Raw genomic sequence first — 20,396 nt, forward strand, 5'->3', positions numbered from 1 at the left:
CCCCAGTCCGCCAGCACCGGCGGCATCGCGTGTGGCCGGCCTTCTCGTCGCAAGGTAATGTCATGAACCGAATTTACAGAGTTGTGTGGAATGCCGCCCTGGGTGTGTGGCAGGTCTGTTCGGAGCAGGGTGGGGCGCGCGGCAAGCGCAGCGCTTCCCGTACCGCGCGGCGCGCGTTGGTCGCCGCCGGCCTGGCATTGACCGGCGCCCTGGCGCTGGCGGCCGACCTGCCCACCGGCGGCGCGGTGGTGGCGGGCCAGGGCAGCATCGCGCAACAGGGCAAGACGCTGACCGTCAACCAGAACTCCGGCAAGCTGGCCATCGACTGGAACAGCTTTTCCATCGGCAGGGATAGCACCGTCAACTTCGTGCAGCCATCGGCCGGTTCGGTTGCGCTGAACCGCGTGACGGGCAGCGACGTATCGCAGATCCAGGGCGCGCTCAAGGCCAACGGCCAGGTGTTCCTGCTTAATCCGAACGGCGTGCTGTTCTCGCCGACGGCGCGGGTGGACGTGGGCGGCCTGCTGGCGTCGACGCTGGCGATGACCAACGATGATTTCATGGCCGGGAACTATCGCCTGCAAGGCGCCAGCGCCAACGCCATCATCAACCAGGGTAATATCCGCACCGCCGGCGGCGGCTCGGTGGCGCTGGTGGCGGCGCGCATCGTCAACAACGGCGAGATCGCGGCCGATCGCGGCAATGTGCTGCTGGGCGCGGGCAGCGAGGTGCAGCTGGATTTCGGCGGCCCGGTCAAGCTGCAGGTCAAGCAGGCGGCGCTCGATGCGTTGATCGACAACGGCGGCGCGGTGCGCGCCGATGGCGGCACGGTGCTGATGACGGCCAAGGCGGCCGGTGACCTGGCCAGCACGGTGATCAACAACACCGGCGTGGTGCAGGCGCGCACGCTGGCCACCGGCGAGCGTGGCCAGATCGTGCTGCTGGGCGATATGCACAATGGCCGCATCGATATCGGCGGCACGCTGGACGCCAGCGCGCCCTTGGCCGGCAACGGCGGCTTCATCGAAACCTCGGCGGCGGAAGTGGCCACCGGCCGCGCGCTGAAGGTGGACGCGGGCGCGGCGCGCGGGCAGGGCGGCGAGTGGCTGATCGATCCGTACAACTACACCATCAACGCCACCGCAGCCAACAACATCGACGCGGCGCTCAATGCCGGCACCAGCGTCACGGTCAGCACGTAGACCAGCGTGAGCGGCTATGGCGGCGGCGCCAGTGGCACCGGCGACATCACCGTGGCCAGTGCGATCAGCAAGACCGGCGGCGGCGACGCGACGCTGACGCTGCGCGCGGATCACAGCATCGCGGTCAACAGCGATATCACCTCTACCGCCGGCAAGCTGGGTATCACGCTGAGCGCGGCCAACGCGAGCGGCGCCACCTCGGGCGGCGTCGATGTCAACGCCAACCTGACCAGCAATGGCGGCGCCATCATGCTGGGCGGCGCTGCGGGCACGGTCACCAACGGCATCGGCTATGCGCTCAACTACAGCGGCAGCACGGCCGGTGTGATCGTTGAAGCGAACATGAACATCCTGTCGCAGGGAGGCAATATCACCATCAACGGCAAGTCGTCGGTGGGCTCGAACAATGGCAGTTACTCGGGTGTGACAGGCGGCGTGTATATCTACTCTGGCGCGACCATCCTGTCGGGGACCGGCAACCTGTTCATGACCGGCGAGAGCACCGGCGGCATCAAGACGTTTGGCGTCGGCTTCGAGGGCAATTCCGGCACGCTGACCACGGTCGGCAGCGCGACCAGCGGCGGCGGCATGCTGCTGAACGCGGTGAATTCGACATCCGGTTACAGTTCGTCGCTGCAGGACCAGGGGGCGATCGGGCTGGTGCCCTACGGCAGCCGTGCGCGCGTTGCGTTCCAGGGGCCGTCGGTGGCGAGCTGGCTGGTGTTCGTCAACGGGGCGCCGCAGTTGTCGGCTTATACGCAGTCGCCGCAGTTGTCCAGCTGCGCGACGCCGTATCCCAACTGCGGCACGCTGGTGATTCCGGGCTCGAACAACAGCTATCTGTATGCGACCTACCAGGCGGTGAGCATGGCGACCCAGCCGGTCTATGTGATACAGAGCGGGGCAGGCACCAAGGTCTATGATGGTTCGACCACGGCGACGGGCCTGACCTTTACCACGCTGGGCGGGCCGTCCGGCTTCTCGGTGTCGTCGCTGACGCCGTCGGTGACGTACACCACGTCGAGCAAGAACGTGGGCAGTTATGCCAGCCTGACGCCCGATGCGTCGAACCCCTCCAGCTATGTGAATGGCGGTACCACCTATGCGGTGGGCTACTTCAACACCGGCAGCTATACCATCACGCCCAAGACGCTGACGCCTGCCGCGTCCAGCAAGGTGTATGACGGCAGCACCACGGCGGCGGTGACTGCGAGCGGTGTGGTGTCGGGCGACTCGGTGACGCTGAGCGGGACAGGCGCGTTTGGCAGCAAGAACGTGGGCACCTATTCGGTCAATGTCAGCAATATCTCGTTGGGTGGCGCGGACGCGGGCAACTACACGCTGGCGAGCAATAGCGCCAGTGCGTCGGCCAGCATCACCGCGCGTGCGGTGACACTGACCGCATCCAAGACTTACGATGGCGCGGCCGGCCTGGCGGGGAATGTCACGCTGGGGAATCTGGTGGCTGGTGAGGATCTCACCTACACCGGTGCGACGGCGAACAGCGCGCAGGTGCTGGGTGCGAGTTATGTGAATGCGATTACGTTGGCCGATGGCGCTACCGGCCTGGCTTCCAATTATGCGGTGCCGGGTTTGTCGGCGGCAGGTGCGTCGAATACCGCGTCGATTACGCCGAAGGCGTTGACGGTGACCGGCATGACGGCGGGCGACAAGACGTATGACGGCACAACGTCGGCGGTGCTCACTGGCGGTTCGCTCAGTGGCCTGGTGGGTTCGGAGACGCTCTCGTTCTCCGGCCAGGTGGGCTCCTTCGCGGACAAGAATGCCGGCGCCGGCAGGGCGGTTACGGTGAGTGGCGTGGCGCTGGGTACTGGTACTGGGCAGGCGTCGAACTATACGGTGTCCAACCCGGCCGGCTTGACGGCGACGATTTCGAAGCGTGCTGCCAGCGTGTCCGGCATTACGGCGGCGGACAAGACATATGACGGCAGCGCGGCTGCGGTGGTGGATGCCAGCGGCGCGCTGCTTTCGAACCTGGTGTCGGGCGATCAGGTGACGGTGTCGGCGAACGGTGCGTTTGCTGATGCGAATGCGGGTGTGGGCAAGCCGGTGACGCTGACCAGCACTTATGGCGGTTCGGACGCGGGCAATTACGCGATCACCGATCAGGCCAGTGCGGCGGCGACGATCGCGCGCAAGCAGTTGACGATTGTGGGGATGTCCGCGGCCGACAAGACGTATGACGGTACGACTTCGGCCACTTTGAGTGGTGGTTCGCTCAGTGGCCTGGTCGGAACGGAGACCTTGGGCTTTTCCGGGCAGGTCGGTGATTTCGCTGATCGCAATGCCGGTAATGGCAAGGCTGTGACGGTAAGTGGGCTGGTGCTGGCCGATGGTTCGGGACTGGCTTCCAACTATCAGTTGACGATGCCGTCGTATGTGGTGGCTTCCATTTTGCCCAAGGGTTTGACGGTGAGCGGCGCGACCGCTGCGGATAAGCTTGAGGATGGGACGACGGCGGCTGTGTTGACGTCCGGTGGGGTGGTCAGTGGTAAGGTGGGTAGCGATGATGTGCATCTCAATGATGGTGCGGCGTCGGCGAATTTTGCGCAGACCACGGCTGGCAATGGGTTAACTGTTAACGTCAGCGGTCTGGCGTTGGCCGGGACTGATGCGCAGAACTACAGCATTAGCGGGACCACGGTGGCTACCGCGAATATTCTGCCGGCGCCCACGCCAACGCCGACGCCGACGCCGACGCCAACGCCGGCACCAACGCCAGTGCCAACGCCAACTCCAGCACCAACGCCAACGCCAACGCCAACGCCAACGCCAACTCAAGCACCAACGCCAACGCCAACGCCAACGCCAACGCCAACGCCAACGCCAGTACCAACGCCTGTCCCGACGCCAGTGCCAGTGCCTGTTCCGGCCCCTGTGCCGACGCCGGTTCCTGCGCCGGTTCCAACTCCCGTGCCGACTCCAGTTGAAGTGCCGGCACCCGCGCCGGTGGTGACGCCAGCGCCAGCGCCTGTTCCGACGCCAGCACCAGCACCAGCACCAGCACCAGCACCAGCACCAGCACCAACGTCGGTCCCTGCCGCAGTATCAGTTCTGGCGGCGACGCCGGTGCTGCAGTTGCAGGGCGGCTCCGCGCCTGCCTTGCCATCGCTTAGTGTCGGCGGGCTGAATTACACGCCGGTCTCCGACGCCAGCGGTGCGACCCTCGCCGCCGGCGGCACAGGTGGCGCTGCCAGCGGCGGCAGCTCAGGCTCCAGCTCCAGCTCCAGCACCGAACGCTCACCAGTCTCGCAAGGACTTGGCGCCGGACGTGACGTGAAGTTCCTGAGCGTGTTCGTGGTTGGCGGCGGCATCCAGATGCCATCGGCTGCCGTCGACACCAGTACTGCCTCGGCAGGAACCGCGACAAACCCCACGCAATAAGACTAAAATCCACTTAACCATCAGATTGCGTTGAAAGCCGACATGAAACCAGCTTTGACTGTTCTGACCACCGCCATCACGCTGTGCTTTGGCGCTGGAGCCCTGGCACAGCAACGTCCCGATGCCGGACAGCTGCTGCAAGAGAACGGCCCGCGCGCGCTGCGCGAACCGCAACCCTCCACAGCAACGGTGCAACTGCCCGCCGCGCCGCCGCTACAAGTGCCTGCCGGGGGCATGACTATCACGTTGAAACAGATCGACATCAGCGGCAACGCCCTGATCGCGCAGGACGAACTGCTGCGCGCCATCGGCCCGGTGCAGGGCAAGACCTACGACTTCGCCGGCCTCAGTGCGCTGGCGGACCAGATCTCCGCCCAGTACCGCAGCGCAGGTTACCCGTTCGCGCGCGCCTACCTGCCGCGGGAGCGTGATTGAAAGCCACGAACTGGAACGCGTCACGCTGATCCTGGACGACCAACCCGGCATCAAGAGCATCCCGGTGGTCAAGCCCGGCCGCGAGGTCGGTACCGGCGACCTGGCGGTCGAAGTGCGGCGCGAGCACCGCTACGCCGGCGATGCCGGCATCGACAACGACGGCAACCGCTACACCGGCCGCACGCGCGCCCACGTCAACCTCGACATCGATAGCCCGCTGACACTGGGCGACCAACTGGTCCTGCAGGCCATGGTCACCGATGAAAAGATGTGGTTCGGCGCCGCCAACTACGCCATGCCGCTCAACGCCTACGGACTGCGCGGAAAAATCGGCTACAGCCATTCCTACTACACGCTGGCCGACAGCTTCGCCGCGCTGAACGCCACCGGCACCGCCGACGTCACGAGCGCCGGCCTGAGTTATCCGGTGGTACGTTCGCAGCGCCTCAACCTCACCTTGTCCGGCATGTTGGAGCACAAGCGCCTGCACGACCGCCAGGGCGCCACCGCCACGCACAGCGACAAAGGCAGCAACAGCCTGCCGATCGCCCTCAACTTCGATGTGCGGGATACCCTTCTGAACGGAGGCATCAGCTACGGCGCCGTCAGCTGGACGCCGGGCCGCCTGCAACTGGACGCCGACCTGGCGCCGCCCGATGCCGCCACCGCGCGCTCCGCCGGCCAGTTCTCGAAACTGAATCTGGACCTGGCGCGCATCCAGTCGCTCAGCGAAGGGCTGGATCTGTACGGCCGCATCTCGGCCCAGTGGGCCAGCAAGAACCTGGATTCGTCACAGAAGTTCGGCCTGGGCGGACGCAATGGCGTGCGTGCCTATCCGAGCGGGGAAGGGTATGGCGACAGCGGCGCGCTGGTACAGGTCGAACTGCGCTATGCCATGGGCTTGTGGCTGCCGTATGTGTTTTACGATGCCGGTCGCGTCACCACCAACCGCGATCCATGGACGGCCGAGGTGAACCACCGCGGCCTGGCTGGTGGCGGCGCCGGTGTGCGCTATGCCGGACGCACCTGGAATGCCTCGTTGATCGCCGCATGGCGCACCCACGGCGGCGCGCCGCGCTCCGAGCCCGGCAAGGGACAGCCCACGGTGTGGGCCAATGTGGGCTATCAGTTCTAAGTGCGAATTCAGTCCCGTTCCGGCACCGGCACGTTAAAGCCGTTCAGCGTGACCGATACCAGCGCGTACAGGCCGACCAGGTAGATCAGCTCACTGGCGCCATGCTGGCCGAAAGTGTCGACGGCCAGCCGGTACAAGGGCTCCGGTAGCGTGCCGCCCCGGCTCAGCGCGTACGCCGTGTCGTAGGCGATGCTTTCTTCCTTGTTCAAATCTCCCGGCTTGACATCGGCCACCAGCGTGGACAGCCGCTCGGCGGTCATGCCTTCACGCTCGGCGACCGCGATGTGGGCGTAGATCTCGTACGCCGCGTTGTAGCTGGCGCCGACTGTCAGGATGGCGATCTGCCGCACGTTTTCGGGCAGCTTGGTGCTGGCGGTCATGGCCAGCGTCAGGTCCCAGATCGCCTTGCCGATGCCCGGCTCGTGCAGCCATGGGTTCCATGGGCCCATCAGCGCGCCGTCCTCGCGCACCGAAATGAAATCGTTGAAGTTACTGTTGATGCCCTTACGCATATTGTCGTACAGGGCTTTTTGTTCGGAGGTGAGGTCTTTCGGAGCAATCAGGGGCAGGCGCATGGCGGTTCCTTCGTGGTTGAACTGTCAACCCTCAGCATAGGCGCGCGGCGCCGCGAACTCTGTACGCCATCACACCCAGGGCACGGTTGAAAATGCGCGGCCTCAGCAATAATAGTAAAATGTTGTGGTTTATTAAATAACAACTGTTCCACCGTGGAAATAGAAGGGCTGTCGCGCCCCATTGAGTGCAAGGTCGAGCTCCTTTCGGAGTCCGCCCACATATTGCGGATGGCCAGAAGATGGTGCTGACCGACGACACGACAAGCGCCGCGCCGATAGAGGGCGGGGAAGAGGTGCCGTTTCAACGCCACGGTGGCGCGCTCGAAGAGGATGGGATCGGCGAGTGGTCGCCTACGCGCCATCTGGTGCAATGTGCAGTGGCGGTTGCCAGTTATGACTTCAAAAGCGGCAAGCCCATCGTCAGCGCGATGCCGACGGTGAACCGGCAAGGCAATGTGCCGGTCATCGAATCTTCCGAATACACCGGCGCCCTCGGCTTTGCCGACCATGCCACCGGCGAAGCGCTGGCCCGGTTGCGCCTGACAGGGCATTTCGATGGCGCTCCGAACCGAGGCAGTGGGGCGACCGATGAGTTTCTGGTCGTCGAAGTGCGGCATATTAACGGGGCCTGGGCTCAGGAAACTCCTCGCGCGGCCGCCTGCTTGAACGTGACGCCTCGGCACCGATCGCAGACATTGTCGAAGCGGTTTTCTACTATCACGAATACGATACGCTTAAGGATGGCTAAACGTTATGGAATATTTCCAATCAATGTCGGATTTGATTGCTGGCTTAAAACACCTAAAACAGGAAGCATGGATTCATACGGATATGCGGATCTGGTTGTCAGATCCGCTAAAATCAGATTTTTATTACTTGCCTTGGGACTACATGCAAAGCCTGGATGATGATGAGGTCTTTGAGGACGACGGTGGTCTTGAACTGCCAATTTTTTTGAAAGACAAAAATTTGATGGAGTGGATGTTAGTTAATGTCCTTACTCATATCGTGAATTCTATTAATTGGAAGGTCGATGGCGTGAAGGAATTCATTGATCAAGTCAACTATTACCGTGAATTTGATACCTTTAAGCGCTGAGAAAATAATGGTCTCGGTAAATCCGGCGCTTTTAATGAGGCGGGTTTTATGGATTTCTTGTTCGGGTAAGCTCGCTGCTTATGGTGCAATCCGGAGTATGAAATACTGGGGAATTTGATGCCGCTCGCTGTCGCTTTGAAGAATTTTGCCGACGCATTCGCAGCTGGCTCCCAAAGTCTAGGGCGGCGTGAATATCGTGCACCCCAGCCATTCACAGAACCGATTCCAATTGGACTGGTTCCGAATGTGCCCAAAGGACAGCGCGTGGACGATCCCCAAGCAAAGGAAAAGGTAATTGCCTTAGCTGACGCGATGGATGCGCAATTCAAAACGTGGGGAGAAAAGGACAAGGCGCGCAAACCTGTAAACGATGTGTCAAGAATTGTTGGGGTGAACTAAATGGTCGATTTGACGAAGTACAGTGTACCCATGCTGTCGAAGCTGGCGCCTCGCACAGAAGATATCCACTGGAGAAATTAGATGTCGCTTGACACCGCCTTGAGGAATTTTACAGATGCTTTTGCAGCCAGCTCCGAAAATTCCGATGCATGCGGCCGAGCATAGCCGGGCCGGCTAGTTCAGATGTGCACCAGCGCGTTGTGCAGCGCTTCACGGTCGCCGGCCGAAGGCTGGTACAGGTAGTTGAATTTGCCGGACACCATGGTCGCCACCGGCAGGCCGTCGCAGAACAGCAGGCGGTTGCCAGCCAGCGCGGGAACTTTGTCGCCGGGGAGCAGCGTGCCGCACAAGTTGAGCGGGTCGATGCCGGAGACGCACACCAGGCTGCCGTCGTGCTTGCGGCGGCGTGTCTCGCGCAGCAGCGGGATGGCTTCGGGCAGGGCGAACTGTTCGCCCGACAGGCCGGCGACGAAGCGGCCGCCGCGTATTTCGCCTCGCGCTTCCAGGCGATGATAGACCGGCAGCAGTTCGCGCCATGATGGCATCCACGCGGGCTCGCGTTCCAGCAGGCGCCAGAACATCACGCCGTAGCGCCGTAGCAGCGTCATGGCGATGTGTTCCAGGGTGTCGGGCGCGATGCGTGGCGTGCGGGCTGGCGGCGCGGCGCGGGTGGCGGCGACGCTGACGCCGGCGTTGGCTGTGCTCTCGGCCTTGGCGTCGGCCATGGCACCGTCTCCGGCGCCGGCGCCGGCTTCCGCGATTTCGCTCACGCGTTCGCGCACGGTGATGCCATCGCCGCGACGCACCAGCGCCCAGCGTCCCGCTTCCTCCATCGACGGCGCGGCGCCACGTTGGCGGCGCTTGTCGCTGCTGGAGCGCTTGTTCGCGGGCAGCAGCATGGCGCGCAGGCCGGCGTAGCTGTCGGCGTTGACCAGGCCTGTCGCCACCAACTCGCCCAGCGTGTTTTCCAGTTCCACCGGCAGCAGGCGCGCTTCATGCGCCAGTTCGTCGAAGAACATGGCGCCTTCGCTGCGCAGCGCTGCCAGCACGCGCGCGGCGCGTGGCGATACTTCGACTTCGGCGGCGACCACCGGCAGCGCGTGCCACAACGCCAGCTGGCGGCGCGGCAGCAGCACCAGCGGCGTGTTGCGCACTGGCCCGCCGGCGGCGCTTGATGGTGCACCGATGCGCGTCCAAACCAGTTTGCCGCTGCGGCACAGGTTATCGAGCCAGGATTTGTCGTAGTCCCGCATGCGCAATGACAGCAAGTCGCTTTCCCACGCGCCGGCGCCGGCTTCGTAGCCTTCCAGCTGGGCGAGCAGCAGCGGCAGCGAGTCTTCGCCTTGCAGTTGGGCGTCCGGCGACAGGTGCTGCCAGTCGAACAGGAAGCGCATGAAGTCCTGACGCTCCACTGGCTCGATTTCGCGCCGCAGGCTTTTGATGGTGTAGCGGTGGATGCGCGCCAGCAGGTGGCGTTCGCACCATTCTTCGGCTTTGGCGCCGGGGGTGAAGCGGCCGCGCATCACGTAGCCCTCGCTTTCCAGCTGCGTGAGGGCGATGGTGGCGGTGCTTGTTGTGAGGCCTAATGCGCCGGCAATGGCGTCCACCTTTTGCGGGCCGAAACCGCTCAGCCGCGCGCGCAGGATCTCGACCAGCGCGTTGTCGGCGGTCCAGGCGTCGGCGTCGGCGGGTGGTGCGGCCAGCGGTGGTATGGCCTGCGCTTGCGGATAGGCGGCCAGCAGGCAGGCAAGGCGTTCCAGCGGTACCCAGAGGTCGATGCCACGTGGCGCGGTTGCCGTCGCCGTCTCGCCGCGCAGGCGCGTTGCGCGGCCGCCGGCGGCCAGCGCGTCGAGCCAGGCGGGCCAGCCTTCGTTGGTAGACGCTTCGGCCTGTGTGATGCAGGCCAGCGACATCAGGGCTTCGTGCATCTCGTCGGCGTTGCGCACGCTCGGCCAGGCTTCCTCGGCCACGCTGGCGATGGCACCGGCGTCGAGTGCGCCCAGGTCGTCGGTGGACGCTGGATCGGTCCAGCGCCGGTTGATGACGGCTTGCGTGCGGCGTTCCTCGATCGGCGCGTCGTCGAGGAAGAAGTAGGGACGGGCGTTGAGGATCTCCATCGCCAGCGGCGACGGCGCCGGCAGGTCGCGCGCGATCAGCGTCACTTCGCCGGCCTCCATGCGGCGCAGCAGGGCCAGCCAGCCTTCGCTGTCCATGGCTTCATGCAGGCAGTCGTCCAGCGTCTGGTCGACCAGCGGATGGCTGGGCAGCTCTCGTTCGCCGACGATGTTCTCCAGGCACGCCGCCTGGTCGGGGAAGACGGAGGCCAGCAGGTCGTCGCTCTTCATGCGTTGCAGTTGCGGCGCGACCTTGCGCCCGCCGGCGTAGCGCGGCAGGGCCAGCGCGGTGGTGGCGTTCCAGCGCCACCGCACATTGAACAGCGGCGCGTCGAGCAGCGCCTGGATCAGTATGTGCTCGGCGGTGGACGAACGCAGGTAGCGCCACACTTCATCCAGCGGGAAGCTGTGCGCGGTCGACAGCGACAGCACGATGGCGTCCTCGCTGGCGGCGGCCTGCAGTTCGAAGTTGAAGCTGCGGCAGAAGCGCTTGCGCAGCGCCAGGCCCCAGGCGCGGTTGATGCGGCTGCCGTACGGCGAGTGCACCACCAGCTGCATGCCGCCCGATTCGTCGAAGAAGCGCTCCATCACCAGCGTGTCGCGGGTGGGCAGGGCGCCCAGCGCGGCGCGCGAGCGGGCCAGGTATTCGACGATCTGGCGCGCGGCGGCGTCGGCCAGGCCGAGGTGCTCGTACAGCCAGTCGATGGCGCGCTCGATGGCGGCGGCGCCGTCCGCGACCGCCGCCAGCTGATGTTCGATCTCGCCGCGCAGGCGCGCCACGCCCATCGACAGTTCGTCGCTGCGGCCCGGCGCCTCGCCCAGCCAGAAGGGCATGTTGGGCGGGGCGCCGTGCGCATCCTCCACGCGCACCTTGCCCGCTTCGACGCGTTGGATGCGGTAGGAGGTGTTCCCGAGCTGGAAAACGTCGCCGGCCAGGCTTTCGACGGCGAAGTCTTCGTGCACTGTGCCCACTATCTGGCTCTGGGGCTCCAGCACCACCGTGTAGTCGGCGTTGTCCGGGATGGTGCCGCCGGAGGTGACGGCGGTCAGCTTGCCGCCGCGTCGTCCGCGCAGCGCGCCGGCCACCGTGTCGCGGTGCAGGTAGGCGCCGCGCACGCCGTTGCGGCCCGAGTGCCCCTCGGACAGCATGCGGATCACGGCGTCGTAGCTGGCGCGTTCCAGCTGTGCGTAGGGCGCGGCGCGGCGCACCATGTCGAACAGTTCGTCCTCGCCCCATTCGCGGCTGGACACTTCGGCGACGATCTGCTGCGCCAGCACGTCCAGCGGGGCGCTGGGGATGTGCAGCATGTCCAGCTCATCGCGGCGCACGCAGTCCAGCAGGGCGGCGCATTCGATCAGGTCATCGCGCGAGGTGGGGAACAGGCGGCCCTTGGGCAGGCCGCCGACCTGGTGGCCGGAGCGGCCTACGCGCTGCAGCAGCGCGGCGATGCTTCGTGGTGAAGACATCTGGCACACCAGGTCGACGTCGCCGATGTCGATGCCCAGCTCCAGCGAGGCGGTGGCGATCAGCACACGCAGCTCGCCGCGCTTGAGGCGCTGCTCGGCGTCGAGCCGGTATTCCTTGGCCAGGCTGCCGTGGTGGGCCGCCACCAGTTCCGCGCCCAGCCGCTCGCCGAGGTGGCGCGCCATGCGCTCGGCCATGCGGCGCGTGTTGACGAACACCAGCGTGGTCTTGTGCTGCACCGAGAGTTCCGCCAGGCGGTCGTACACGCGCTCCCAGACTTCGTTGGCCATGATCGCTTCCAGCGGCACGGGCGGCAGTTCCAGGCCCAGGTCGCGCGCGCGCACGTGGCCGACGTCGACCACCGCACAGTCGCCGCCGGCGCCGACCAGGAAGCTGGCCACCGCCGATATCGGTTTCTGTGTGGCCGACAGGCCCACCCGCACCGGCGGTTGCGCGCACAAGGCGTCGAGCCGCTCCAGGCTCAGGGCCAGGTGGCTGCCACGCTTGGTGCCGGCCACGGCGTGGATCTCGTCGACGATCACCGTGCGCACGGTCGACAGCATGGCGCGGCCGCTGTCGGAACCCAGCAGCACGTACAGCGATTCCGGCGTCGATACGAGGATGTGCGGCGCGCGCCGGCGCATGGCGTTGCGTTCGGCCTGGGTGGTGTCGCCGGTGCGTACCGCGCTGCGGATGCCGTGGTCGGGCAATCCCATCGCGGCCAGCTCGCGGCCAATGCCTTCCAGCGGCGCCAGGAGGTTGAGGCGGATGTCGTTGGACAGCGCCTTCAATGGCGATACATACAACACCCGTAACTCGTCGGGCAGTGGGGCGCCGGCGCTTTCGGCCACCAGCGCGTCGATGGCGGCCAGGAAGGCGGTCAGCGTCTTGCCCGAGCCGGTGGGGGCTGCGATCAGCGTCGGCCGGCCGGCCCGGATCAAGGGCCAGGAGCGCCGCTGCGCCTCCGTGGCCCCGGCGAAGGCCGAGCGAAACCACGCCGCCACGGCGAGGTGGAAGTCTTGCCACAGGTCGGCGGCGGCGGGCGGTTTGCGCATGCCGATATAGTTGGGGATGTCCGGCTGGATGTCAACCGTCCCCACGCCGGCGTTCTGGCGTTATGCCTCGCCGACTTGCACCACCACCTTGCCGCGCGCCGTGCCGTCGAGCAGCGCGGCGTGGGCGGCGGTGACGCTGGCCGCGTCCAGCGTGTAGACGCTGGCGTCGAGCGCCACTTTCAATTTGCCTTCGGCGACCAGCGCGGCGGCTTCCTTCATGATCGCGCCGTGCTGCGCGCGGCCTTTGCCGGACAACAGCGGCAGCAGCGTGAACACGCCCGAGTAGGTCGCGGCGCGGAACGACAGCGGCGCCAGCGCGTGCGTTCCCCAGCCCAGGCAGCTCACGACATGGCCGCCGTACTGGCGCGCGGCGCGGAACGAGGCGTCCAGCGTGGCGCCGCCGACGGTGTCGTAGACCACGTCGAAGCCTTCGCCGCCGGTGTGCTGCTGGACGTATTGTTCGACGCTGGTGGTTTGATAGTCGATGAAGGTCGCGCCCATCTTCTCGATGGCCTCGCGCTGGCCGGCGCTGCCGGTTGCATAGACCTGCGCGCCGCGCGCCGCCGCCAGCTGCACCGCCATGTGGCCGACGCCGCCGGCGCCGCCGTGCACCAGCACTTTCATGCCCTCGCCGGTGCGGGCGCGGTCGACCAGGCCTTCCCAGGCGGTGATGAAGATCAGCGGCAGGGCGGCCGCTTCGCGCATCGTCAGCTGGGGCGCCATGTGCGCCAGCAGCCGGGCATCGACCGCCGCGTATTGCGCCAGCGAGCCTTGTACGTCGCCTATGCCGCCCGTCATGCCGAAGACGCGGTCTCCGGCCGCGAAGCCCTGCACATCGTCGCCAACGCTGTCGACGATGCCGGCGATGTCGATGCCCAGCACCGCGGGCAGCCGGACCTGGGCGTGATCGGCCTTGCCGGCGGCGATCTTGGTGTCGAGCGGGTTGACGCCGCTGGCGATCACGCGCACCAGCACCTGGCCGGCGGCGGCGACCGGGCGGGCGATCTGTTGGTCCGACAGCGGTGCGCCAAAGGTGTTCAGTACGACGGCTTGCATGGTGTTCATGGTGTGGCTCCTCGGTGGTGGGTTGATGGAGCCATTCTCCGGCCGGACGGCGGCCGGAAAAAGTGGGCTGCGCCGCATTCAGTATCCCGGAATCGTGGATAATCGGGCTGGAACCGCCCGCTGAACAAGGAGAGAATGTGGATCGTCTGGATGCCCTCAAGGTTTTTTGCGCCGTCGTCGATGCGGGTGGCTTCAGCCGTGCGGCCGCCAGGCTGGGAATTTCGACATCCTCCGTCACCCACCAGATCGGCGTGCTGGAGGCGCATTTCGGCGTCAAGCTGCTCAATCGCACCACGCGCAGCATGTCGCTGACGGACGAGGGCCGCCGTTGCGTCGAGCAGGCGCGCCGGCTGCTGGAGGAGATGGATGAACTGGAGGGCAGCTTGAGCGATGCCCGCCAGGCGCCGCGCGGCAGCCTGCGGATCGACATGCCGGGCATCCTGGCGCGCCAGTTCGTGGCGCCGGCGCTGCCGCGCTTCCTGGCCGCGTATCCCGAGTTGAGCGTGCGGCTGACGGCCAGCGACCGCCTGATCGACATGGTGGACGAGGGCGTGGACGTGATGCTGCGTATCGGCGAGCTGCCCGATTCCGCGCTGGTGGCGCGCAGTGTTTTCAAGAACCGCTATATCTGCTGCGCCTCGCCGGCGTTCATCGAGCGTCATGGCCGGCCGGCGCATCCCGACGACTTGAACGATTTCCCCTGCCTGAATTTCCTCTATCCCAAGGCGCGCCAGGTGCGGCCGTGGATCTTCCAGCAGGACGGCCGGCCGTTCACCAGCACGCCGCGCGGCGCGGTGGCGATGGACCACGTGGAATCGCTGATCGAGATGGCGGTGGCCGGCGCCGGCGTGGTGCAGCATTTGTCGGTGTCGCTGATCGAGCCGCTGCGCAGCGGCGCGCTGCTGCCGCTGCTGCAACCGTGGCAGGCGCCGGGGCCGGATGTGTCGGTGCTGTATCCGCAGCGGCACCAGCGCGCCGCGCGCGTGAAGGTGTTCGTGGACTTCGTCGAAGCCTTGTTCAAGGACGCCGCGGCTTGCGGCCCGCCAGCGGATTGATGGTGGCGGCGCATTCGCCGCAGAAGCCGTACAGCGACAGCGAGTGCTCGTGCAGCACGAAGTTGCGCTCCCTGGCGACGGCCTCCTGGCGCAGTTCGATTTCGGCGTCGAGGAATTCCTCCATGCGGCCGCAGTTGGTGCAGATCAGGTGGTCGTGGTGGCTGCCTTCATTGAGCTCGAACACCGAGGCCACGCCCTCGAAGTGGCGCCGTATCAGGATGCGCGCGTCGGCGAACTGCATCAGCACACGGTACACCGTGGCCAGCCCCATGTCGATCTGCTCTTCATGCAGCAGGCGGTAGACGTCGTCGGCGTTCAGGTGCTTGCTTTTCGATTCTTGAAACAGCTGCAATATGCGCAGGCGGGGCAGGGTGGCTTTCAGTCCGAGTTTGCGCAGTTCCTGGGGGATGTCCATAGGGCTCCATGATGATAATGATTCTTATTCTCATAGTAGCTGAATTTTATATAACTGGCAACGCCTGTGCAAACGTGCAGCGTGGCAGCGTCGACAAGATAGCTGGCTGGACAATATATTTGGTGGCTAAAAGCTATTTCTGTTGATACTTAATTATCCGAATGTGTGAGTTTTCGATAGAATTTTTGGTGTCTTACTCTAATTCATCGACAGTTGCCCTGAGGCAGTATAAAGTACTTACATCCGATTCAGTTCGTCGGAACGGCACCCGATGTGCCCCCATGACCATCCCACCTTGTTGAGTTTGAGCGCCCTCCGTTGCGGACGGCGCCAGCGTCTTCGCGCGTCCTGAACACGGTTCATTTGGCGAACGATTACAGGAACACGAATGACCGTTGAATTTTCACCATTGCGCACATTGACCTTCAGCCTGGCGCTGCTTGCCAGCGCCGCCGCGCAGGCCGGCGACGGCGACGCCGCCGCTCCGCGCTGGAGCTTCGGCGGCTATGGCACGCTGGGCCTGGTGCACAGCAACGACAGCCGGTCCGACTTCACCGCCAACGTCCTCAATCCCGGCAACGCCGGCGCCAGCCACGAATGGAGCGCCACGGTGGACAGCCGCGTGGGCGTGCAACTGGGCCTGAACCTGGACAGCCGCTGGTCGGCGGTGCTGCAGGTGCTGTCCGAACGCACGCTGCAAAGCGGCTATGCGCCGCAGGTCGAATGGGCCAACGTCCAATACCAGGCCACGCCGGACCTGAGCCTGCGGTTGGGGCGCATCGCGCTGCCGCTGTTCCTGGCCGGCGACTACCGCAAGGCCGGCTATGCGCTGCCGTGGGTGCGGCCGCCGGTCGAGGTGTACGGCGCCATCCCGATCAGCAATAGCGACGGCGTCGATGCCAGCTACCGTTGGAGCGCGGCGGGTTTCAACAATGTCACACAGGTGTTCCTCGGCCATACCGATATCGTCGTCGCGCCGCACACGCATGCGGTCGCGCGCGCGATGACGGGGCTGTCCAACACTACCACCAGCGGCGCGCTGACAGTGCGCGCCAGCGCGATGTGCACCGAGCTGACCGTGGGCCTGGCGCGCGAGCTGTTCGACGGCTTGCGGCAGTTCGGGCCGCAGGGCGCGGCACTGGCGGCGCGCTACGATGTGGACGCCAAGCGCGCCGACGTGGTCTCGCTGGGTGCCAGCTACGATCCCGGCGCGTGGTTCCTGATGGGGGAATTGGGGCGCATGAACGCGCGCTCCTACCTGGGCGACAAGACCGCCGCCTACATCAGCGGCGGCTACCGCTTCGGCGACCTGACGCCTTACCTGACCTATGCCATGTCGCGCTCCAACACGCCGACGCGCGTCGCGGGCATGAGCCTGAGCGGCCTGCCGCCGCATCTGGCCGGCGCCGGTTTCCTGCTCAACGCCGGCCTGAATCAGATACTGGAGACGATCCTGCAGCAGCGCAGCGTGACCGCCGGTGTGCGCTGGGACCTGCGCGCCAACTATGCGCTCAAGCTGCAGTATGACCGTTACACGCCGCGCGATGGCTCGAACGGCACCTTCGTCAACGTGCAGCCGGGCTTCCAGTCCGGCCATCCGATCGGCGTGGTCAGCGCGTCGGTCGATTTTGTGTTCTGAGGGGGATGACATGCATACCCTCCGATTGATTTCACTATTGCTGGCGCTTGCGCTGGCGTGCGCCGGCGTTGACGCGGCAGAGCTGGTGGTCATCGTCTCGGCCAGGAATCCCGTGTCCGCGCTGCGCCCGGAGCAGGTGGCCGATATCTTCCTGGCGCAGACCGGCCGCTTCCCCGGCGGCGACGAGGCCACCGCGCTGGACCTGCCGGTCGGCAGTCCGCTGCGCGATGAGTTTTACACCAAGGTGGCGGCCAAGTCGCCGGCACTGATGAAGGCTTACTGGACCAAGATGGTGTTCACCGGCCGTGGCCAGCCGCCGCGCGAACTGGATAACAGCGTCGCGGTGCGCGAGATGGTGGCCGAGAATCCGTCGATGATCGGCTATATCGACCGCGCGGCGCTGGACCCGAGCGTCAAGGCCGTGATGGTGGCGCGATGACGGTGCGCGCCCGCAGCGAGACCCTGCGCCACCGCTGGCTGCGGCGTGGCCTCGACACGCACTTTTCGCTGCCGTTGTTCGCCTTCCTGCTGCTGGTGGCGATCTGGGTGGTGACTTTCCACGAAGTGAACGACGAGCGGGTACGCGCGCGCGAGGCGGCCGCTGATTCGCTGGGCGAGTTGATGGGGACCTACGAGGCGCAGGTGGCGCGCAGCCTGGACGGCATCGACCAGACGCTGCGCGTGCTCAAGTACGCGGTCGAACGCAAGGGTGCGCTGGGCGCGTTGCCGGAACTGGGCCGCGAGGGCCTGCTGCCGCCGGGCGTGGTGTTCGTGGTCAGCATCGTCGACCGCAACGGCGTCACCGTCGCCAGCAATCCCAGGGCGCTATCGATTTCGGTGGCGGACCAGGCATACTTCAAGTTCCACCAGGAGCGCGACAGCGGCGCCACCTTCGTCAGCCAGGCCACGCGCGACGCCGCCAACACCGAATGGCATCTGCATTTCACGCGCCGGCTGGACGACGAGGCGGGCAACTTCGCCGGCATCGTCATCGTCGAAACCGATCCCGCTTATTTCACCAGCAGCTATGAGCGCAGCCGCCTCGGCGAACAGGGCATGCTGGGCCTCGTCGGCGGCGACGGCGTGGTGCGTTCGCTGCGCGTCGGCGACAAGCTGTCCTTCGGCCAGCGCATGGAGCGGCCGTCCGGGCAGGTCGCCATGGTGGAGGGCGTGCGGCGCTTCGTCGGCATGCGCGAGGTGCACGGCGTCGCGCTGAACGTGGTGGTCGGGCTGGCGGAGAAGGAGCAGATGGCTACCTTCGAAAGCGAGCGCATTGAGAAGATCGGCGAGGCGTCGGTGGCCAGCGCGGTGCTGGTGGCGGCCACCGCCTTGCTGTGGCTATGGTCGTGGCAGGGCGCGCGCCACCGCGCCCGCATGCGGCGCGCGCAGGAGACGTATGCGGCGGCGTCGTTGGCCAGCCTGGACGCCTTCTTCGTGCTGCGCGAGGTGCGTGACATCGGCGGCGCGATCGTCGACTTCCGCTTCGTCGACGCCAACTCGCGGGCCGAGAAGATGACGGGCCTCAGCAAGGAGCAACTGCGCCTGACGACCTTGTGCGGCCTGTTGCCGCAGGCGCGCGCCAACGGCATGTTCGACCACCTGGTGCATGTGACCAGGGTGGGCGGCGTGCATGAGCAGGAATGGGAAAGCACGATCCCTCAGCTGCGGGCACGCTGGCTGCACCAGCAGGTGGTGCCGGTGGAGGGCGGGCTGGTGGCGATCGTGCGCGACATCAGCGAACGCAAACTGGCCGAGGGCCGCATGCAGCACCTGGCACATCACGATACGCTGACCGGCTTGCCGAACCGCGGCCTGATCGCCGAGCGGCTCGAGCTGACCATCGCCCAGGCCAGCCGCGGCGGCGGTTCGGTGCTGGTGGCCTTCATCGACCTCGATGGCTTCAAGCTGGTCAACGACGGGCTGGGACACAACGCGGGCGACGAACTGCTGAAAGTGGTGGCCGCGCGCATGAGCGCCTGCCTGCGCGCCGGCGATACCGTGGGACGCTTCGGCGGCGACGAATTCGTGCTGCTGTTGAACGAGCCGCGCAGCGGCGAGGACGCGGCGCCGGTGCTGGAGCGGGTGCGCGAGGCGGTGCTTGAATCGATCAACGTGGGCGGGCAGGAAGTGCAGGTCAGCTGCAGCATCGGCGTGGCGGTTTATCCCAACGATGGCGCCGACGCCGGGACGCTGCTGATGCATGCCGACGCCGCCATGTATCGCGCCAAGGACATGGGCAAGAACAACTGCCAGTTCTACACCCGCGAGATGAACGCCTCCATCGAGGAGAAGCTGGTGCTGCTGGAGGGCCTGCGCGGCGCGCTGGACGACGGCCAGTTCCGGCTGGTGTACCAGCCCAAGGTGGACTTGCGTACCGGCCGCGTGTTCGGCGTGGAGGCGCTGGTGCGTTGGGAGCATCCGCAGCATGGCTGCATCGGGCCGGACCGCTTCATTCCGCTGGCCGAGGAAAGCGGCATGATCGTCGCGCTGGGCGAGTGGGTGTTGCGCACCGCCTGCCGCCAGAACCGCGCCTGGCAGGAGGCCGGGCTGGCGCCGCTGCGGATGGCGGTCAACGTTTCGCCGCGCCAGTTCGAGGAGCAGGGCCTGGTGCCGCGCGTGGCGCTGGCGCTGGCCGACAGCGGCCTGGCGGCGGAATGGCTGGAGCTGGAGGTGACCGAGGGCGTCATCATGCGCGACCTGACGCAGGCCGTGGCCAAGATGGGCGAGTTGCGGGCGATGGGAGTGTCGCTGTCGATCGACGATTTCGGCACCGGCTATTCGAGCCTGTCGGCGCTGAAGTCGTTCCCGGTCAGCACCTTGAAGATCGACAAGTCCTTCGTGCGCGACCTGGGCATCAGCGAAGGCGACCAGGCGGTGGCCAGTTCCATCATCGACCTGGCGCACCGGTTGCGCCTGCGCGTGATCGCCGAGGGCGTGGAGACCGAGCAGCAATGCGCCTTCCTGCGGCAGCACGGTTGCGACGAAATGCAGGGTTATCTGTTCAGCCGTCCGCTGCCGCCGGAACAGCTGCGGCTGCTGCTGGCGGCGCAGGCCGCGCCGATCGTTTCCGAGCCGCAGCCTTGCCTGCTGGCTTAGGCGCACGTTTGATGTGAAACAAGGCCGGTGCGCGGCCGGCCATCTACTCTGGACATTCGTTCCCGAGCCGGCGGTGGCCTTCATGCACATCCATATTTCCCTGCTGTTGTTGCCCCTGTGCCTGGCCGGCTGCGCGGCCGGCCTGCATCGCGCGCCAGGGCCGGGCGAGCCCGACGTCATCCCGATCACCGAGGAGTTGCTGGCCGCGCAGGGCCGGCTGGCGCCGGCTGGCGCCGGGAGCGC

General features: G+C 66.1%; 15 protein-coding genes. 11 read left to right on the forward strand and 4 right to left on the reverse strand.

Going from position 1 to position 20,396, the window contains the following annotated elements:
• Window positions 1-62 precede the first annotated feature (62 nt).
• Genes GTP90_RS05130 through GTP90_RS05165 form a run of 4 tightly spaced genes read left to right on the forward strand, consistent with a single transcriptional unit; the run spans window position 63 to window position 6,177 of the window.
• Entirely contained in the window at window positions 63-1,202 is a 1,140-nt protein-coding gene (locus GTP90_RS05130) for a two-partner secretion domain-containing protein (protein WP_161082498.1), read from the forward strand.
• 6 nt (window positions 1,203-1,208) lie between these two features.
• Complete coding sequence (locus GTP90_RS36360; RefSeq protein WP_175047979.1) at window positions 1,209-4,607, forward strand: beta strand repeat-containing protein; 3,399 nt, start codon at window positions 1,209-1,211, stop codon at window positions 4,605-4,607.
• A 42-nt stretch (window positions 4,608-4,649) separates the two neighbouring features.
• Complete coding sequence (locus GTP90_RS05160) at window positions 4,650-5,042, forward strand: POTRA domain-containing protein (protein WP_161082480.1); 393 nt, start codon at window positions 4,650-4,652, stop codon at window positions 5,040-5,042.
• The gene (locus GTP90_RS05165; RefSeq protein ID WP_161082481.1) at window positions 5,035-6,177 is read left to right on the forward strand and encodes a ShlB/FhaC/HecB family hemolysin secretion/activation protein; all 1,143 of its coding nucleotides are present in this window, start codon (window positions 5,035-5,037) and stop codon (window positions 6,175-6,177) included. Before GTP90_RS05160 ends, GTP90_RS05165 begins: the two co-directional genes overlap by 8 nt.
• Before the next feature lie 8 nt (window positions 6,178-6,185).
• Here GTP90_RS05165 and GTP90_RS05170 read toward each other — a convergent pair whose 3' ends face one another.
• Window positions 6,186-6,752, reverse strand: coding sequence for a carboxymuconolactone decarboxylase family protein (locus GTP90_RS05170; protein WP_161082482.1), 567 nt, complete (start codon window positions 6,750-6,752; stop codon window positions 6,186-6,188).
• Between the two features lie 185 nt (window positions 6,753-6,937).
• Here GTP90_RS05170 and GTP90_RS05175 point away from each other — a divergent pair, with 185 nt between their 5' ends.
• From GTP90_RS05175 to GTP90_RS05185, 3 genes are all read left to right on the forward strand, one after another.
• A complete protein-coding gene (locus GTP90_RS05175; RefSeq protein ID WP_371875022.1) occupies window positions 6,938-7,660 on the forward strand; it encodes a contractile injection system protein, VgrG/Pvc8 family in 723 nt (240 codons plus the stop codon).
• The gene (locus GTP90_RS05180) at window positions 7,644-7,850 is read left to right on the forward strand and encodes a hypothetical protein (protein WP_161082484.1); all 207 of its coding nucleotides are present in this window, start codon (window positions 7,644-7,646) and stop codon (window positions 7,848-7,850) included. Before GTP90_RS05175 ends, GTP90_RS05180 begins: the two co-directional genes overlap by 17 nt.
• A gap of 117 nt (window positions 7,851-7,967) precedes the next feature.
• Window positions 7,968-8,249 carry a hypothetical protein gene (locus tag GTP90_RS05185; RefSeq protein ID WP_161082485.1) on the forward strand — a complete coding sequence of 94 codons (282 nt, stop codon included), beginning with the start codon at window positions 7,968-7,970 and terminating at the stop codon, window positions 8,247-8,249.
• Window positions 8,250-8,428: 179 nt separating this feature from the next.
• On the opposite strand, the gene GTP90_RS05190 is transcribed toward GTP90_RS05185, so the two are convergent.
• Together GTP90_RS05190 and GTP90_RS05195 are read right to left on the reverse strand one after the other, a co-directional pair.
• The gene (locus tag GTP90_RS05190; RefSeq protein ID WP_161082499.1) at window positions 8,429-12,883 is read right to left on the reverse strand and encodes an Lhr family helicase; all 4,455 of its coding nucleotides are present in this window, start codon (window positions 12,881-12,883) and stop codon (window positions 8,429-8,431) included.
• Window positions 12,884-12,943: 60 nt separating this feature from the next.
• Window positions 12,944-13,948, reverse strand: a complete 1,005-nt coding sequence (locus GTP90_RS05195; RefSeq protein WP_161082486.1) for a zinc-dependent alcohol dehydrogenase family protein — start codon at window positions 13,946-13,948, stop codon at window positions 12,944-12,946.
• A 137-nt stretch (window positions 13,949-14,085) separates the two neighbouring features.
• Here GTP90_RS05195 and GTP90_RS05200 point away from each other — a divergent pair, with 137 nt between their 5' ends.
• Entirely contained in the window at window positions 14,086-15,003 is a 918-nt protein-coding gene (locus GTP90_RS05200; protein WP_161082487.1) for a LysR family transcriptional regulator, read from the forward strand.
• On the opposite strand, the gene fur is transcribed toward GTP90_RS05200, so the two are convergent.
• Window positions 14,966-15,418, reverse strand: coding sequence for a ferric iron uptake transcriptional regulator (gene fur, locus GTP90_RS05205; RefSeq protein ID WP_161082488.1), 453 nt, complete (start codon window positions 15,416-15,418; stop codon window positions 14,966-14,968). The genes GTP90_RS05200 and fur overlap by 38 nt on opposite strands.
• A gap of 388 nt (window positions 15,419-15,806) precedes the next feature.
• Here fur and GTP90_RS05210 point away from each other — a divergent pair, with 388 nt between their 5' ends.
• The 3 genes from GTP90_RS05210 to GTP90_RS05220 are packed head-to-tail and all read left to right on the forward strand — an operon-like array spanning window position 15,807 to window position 20,153.
• Window positions 15,807-17,057 (forward strand): porin, encoded by a 1,251-nt coding sequence (locus tag GTP90_RS05210; protein WP_161082489.1) that lies wholly within the window; start codon window positions 15,807-15,809, stop codon window positions 17,055-17,057.
• Between the two features lie 10 nt (window positions 17,058-17,067).
• The gene (locus GTP90_RS05215; protein ID WP_161082490.1) at window positions 17,068-17,496 is read left to right on the forward strand and encodes a type 2 periplasmic-binding domain-containing protein; all 429 of its coding nucleotides are present in this window, start codon (window positions 17,068-17,070) and stop codon (window positions 17,494-17,496) included.
• On the forward strand, window positions 17,493-20,153 hold the full coding sequence (locus tag GTP90_RS05220; protein ID WP_161082491.1) for a bifunctional diguanylate cyclase/phosphodiesterase: 2,661 nt from the start codon (window positions 17,493-17,495) through the stop codon (window positions 20,151-20,153). Before GTP90_RS05215 ends, GTP90_RS05220 begins: the two co-directional genes overlap by 4 nt.
• The last annotated feature ends 243 nt before the right edge of the window (window positions 20,154-20,396 follow it).

Origin of the sequence: Duganella vulcania (assembly GCF_009857655.1) — a bacterium.
Classification (GTDB): Bacteria; Pseudomonadota; Gammaproteobacteria; order Burkholderiales; family Burkholderiaceae_D; genus Rugamonas; species Rugamonas vulcania.

Coding starts and splice junctions, on each gene's coding strand:
- GTP90_RS05130 (WP_161082498.1), top strand. CDS start 63: ATGAACCGAATTTACAGAGTTGTGTGGAATGCCGCCCTGGGTGTGTGG.
- GTP90_RS05160 (WP_161082480.1), top strand. CDS start 4,650: ATGAAACCAGCTTTGACTGTTCTGACCACCGCCATCACGCTGTGCTTT.
- GTP90_RS05170 (WP_161082482.1), bottom strand. CDS start 6,752: ATGCGCCTGCCCCTGATTGCTCCGAAAGACCTCACCTCCGAACAAAAA.
- GTP90_RS05180 (WP_161082484.1), top strand. CDS start 7,644: ATGCAAAGCCTGGATGATGATGAGGTCTTTGAGGACGACGGTGGTCTT.
- GTP90_RS05185 (WP_161082485.1), top strand. CDS start 7,968: ATGCCGCTCGCTGTCGCTTTGAAGAATTTTGCCGACGCATTCGCAGCT.
- GTP90_RS05190 (WP_161082499.1), bottom strand. CDS start 12,883: ATGCGCAAACCGCCCGCCGCCGCCGACCTGTGGCAAGACTTCCACCTC.
- GTP90_RS05195 (WP_161082486.1), bottom strand. CDS start 13,948: ATGAACACCATGCAAGCCGTCGTACTGAACACCTTTGGCGCACCGCTG.
- fur (WP_161082488.1), bottom strand. CDS start 15,418: ATGGACATCCCCCAGGAACTGCGCAAACTCGGACTGAAAGCCACCCTG.
- GTP90_RS05210 (WP_161082489.1), top strand. CDS start 15,807: ATGACCGTTGAATTTTCACCATTGCGCACATTGACCTTCAGCCTGGCG.
- GTP90_RS05215 (WP_161082490.1), top strand. CDS start 17,068: ATGCATACCCTCCGATTGATTTCACTATTGCTGGCGCTTGCGCTGGCG.
- GTP90_RS05220 (WP_161082491.1), top strand. CDS start 17,493: ATGACGGTGCGCGCCCGCAGCGAGACCCTGCGCCACCGCTGGCTGCGG.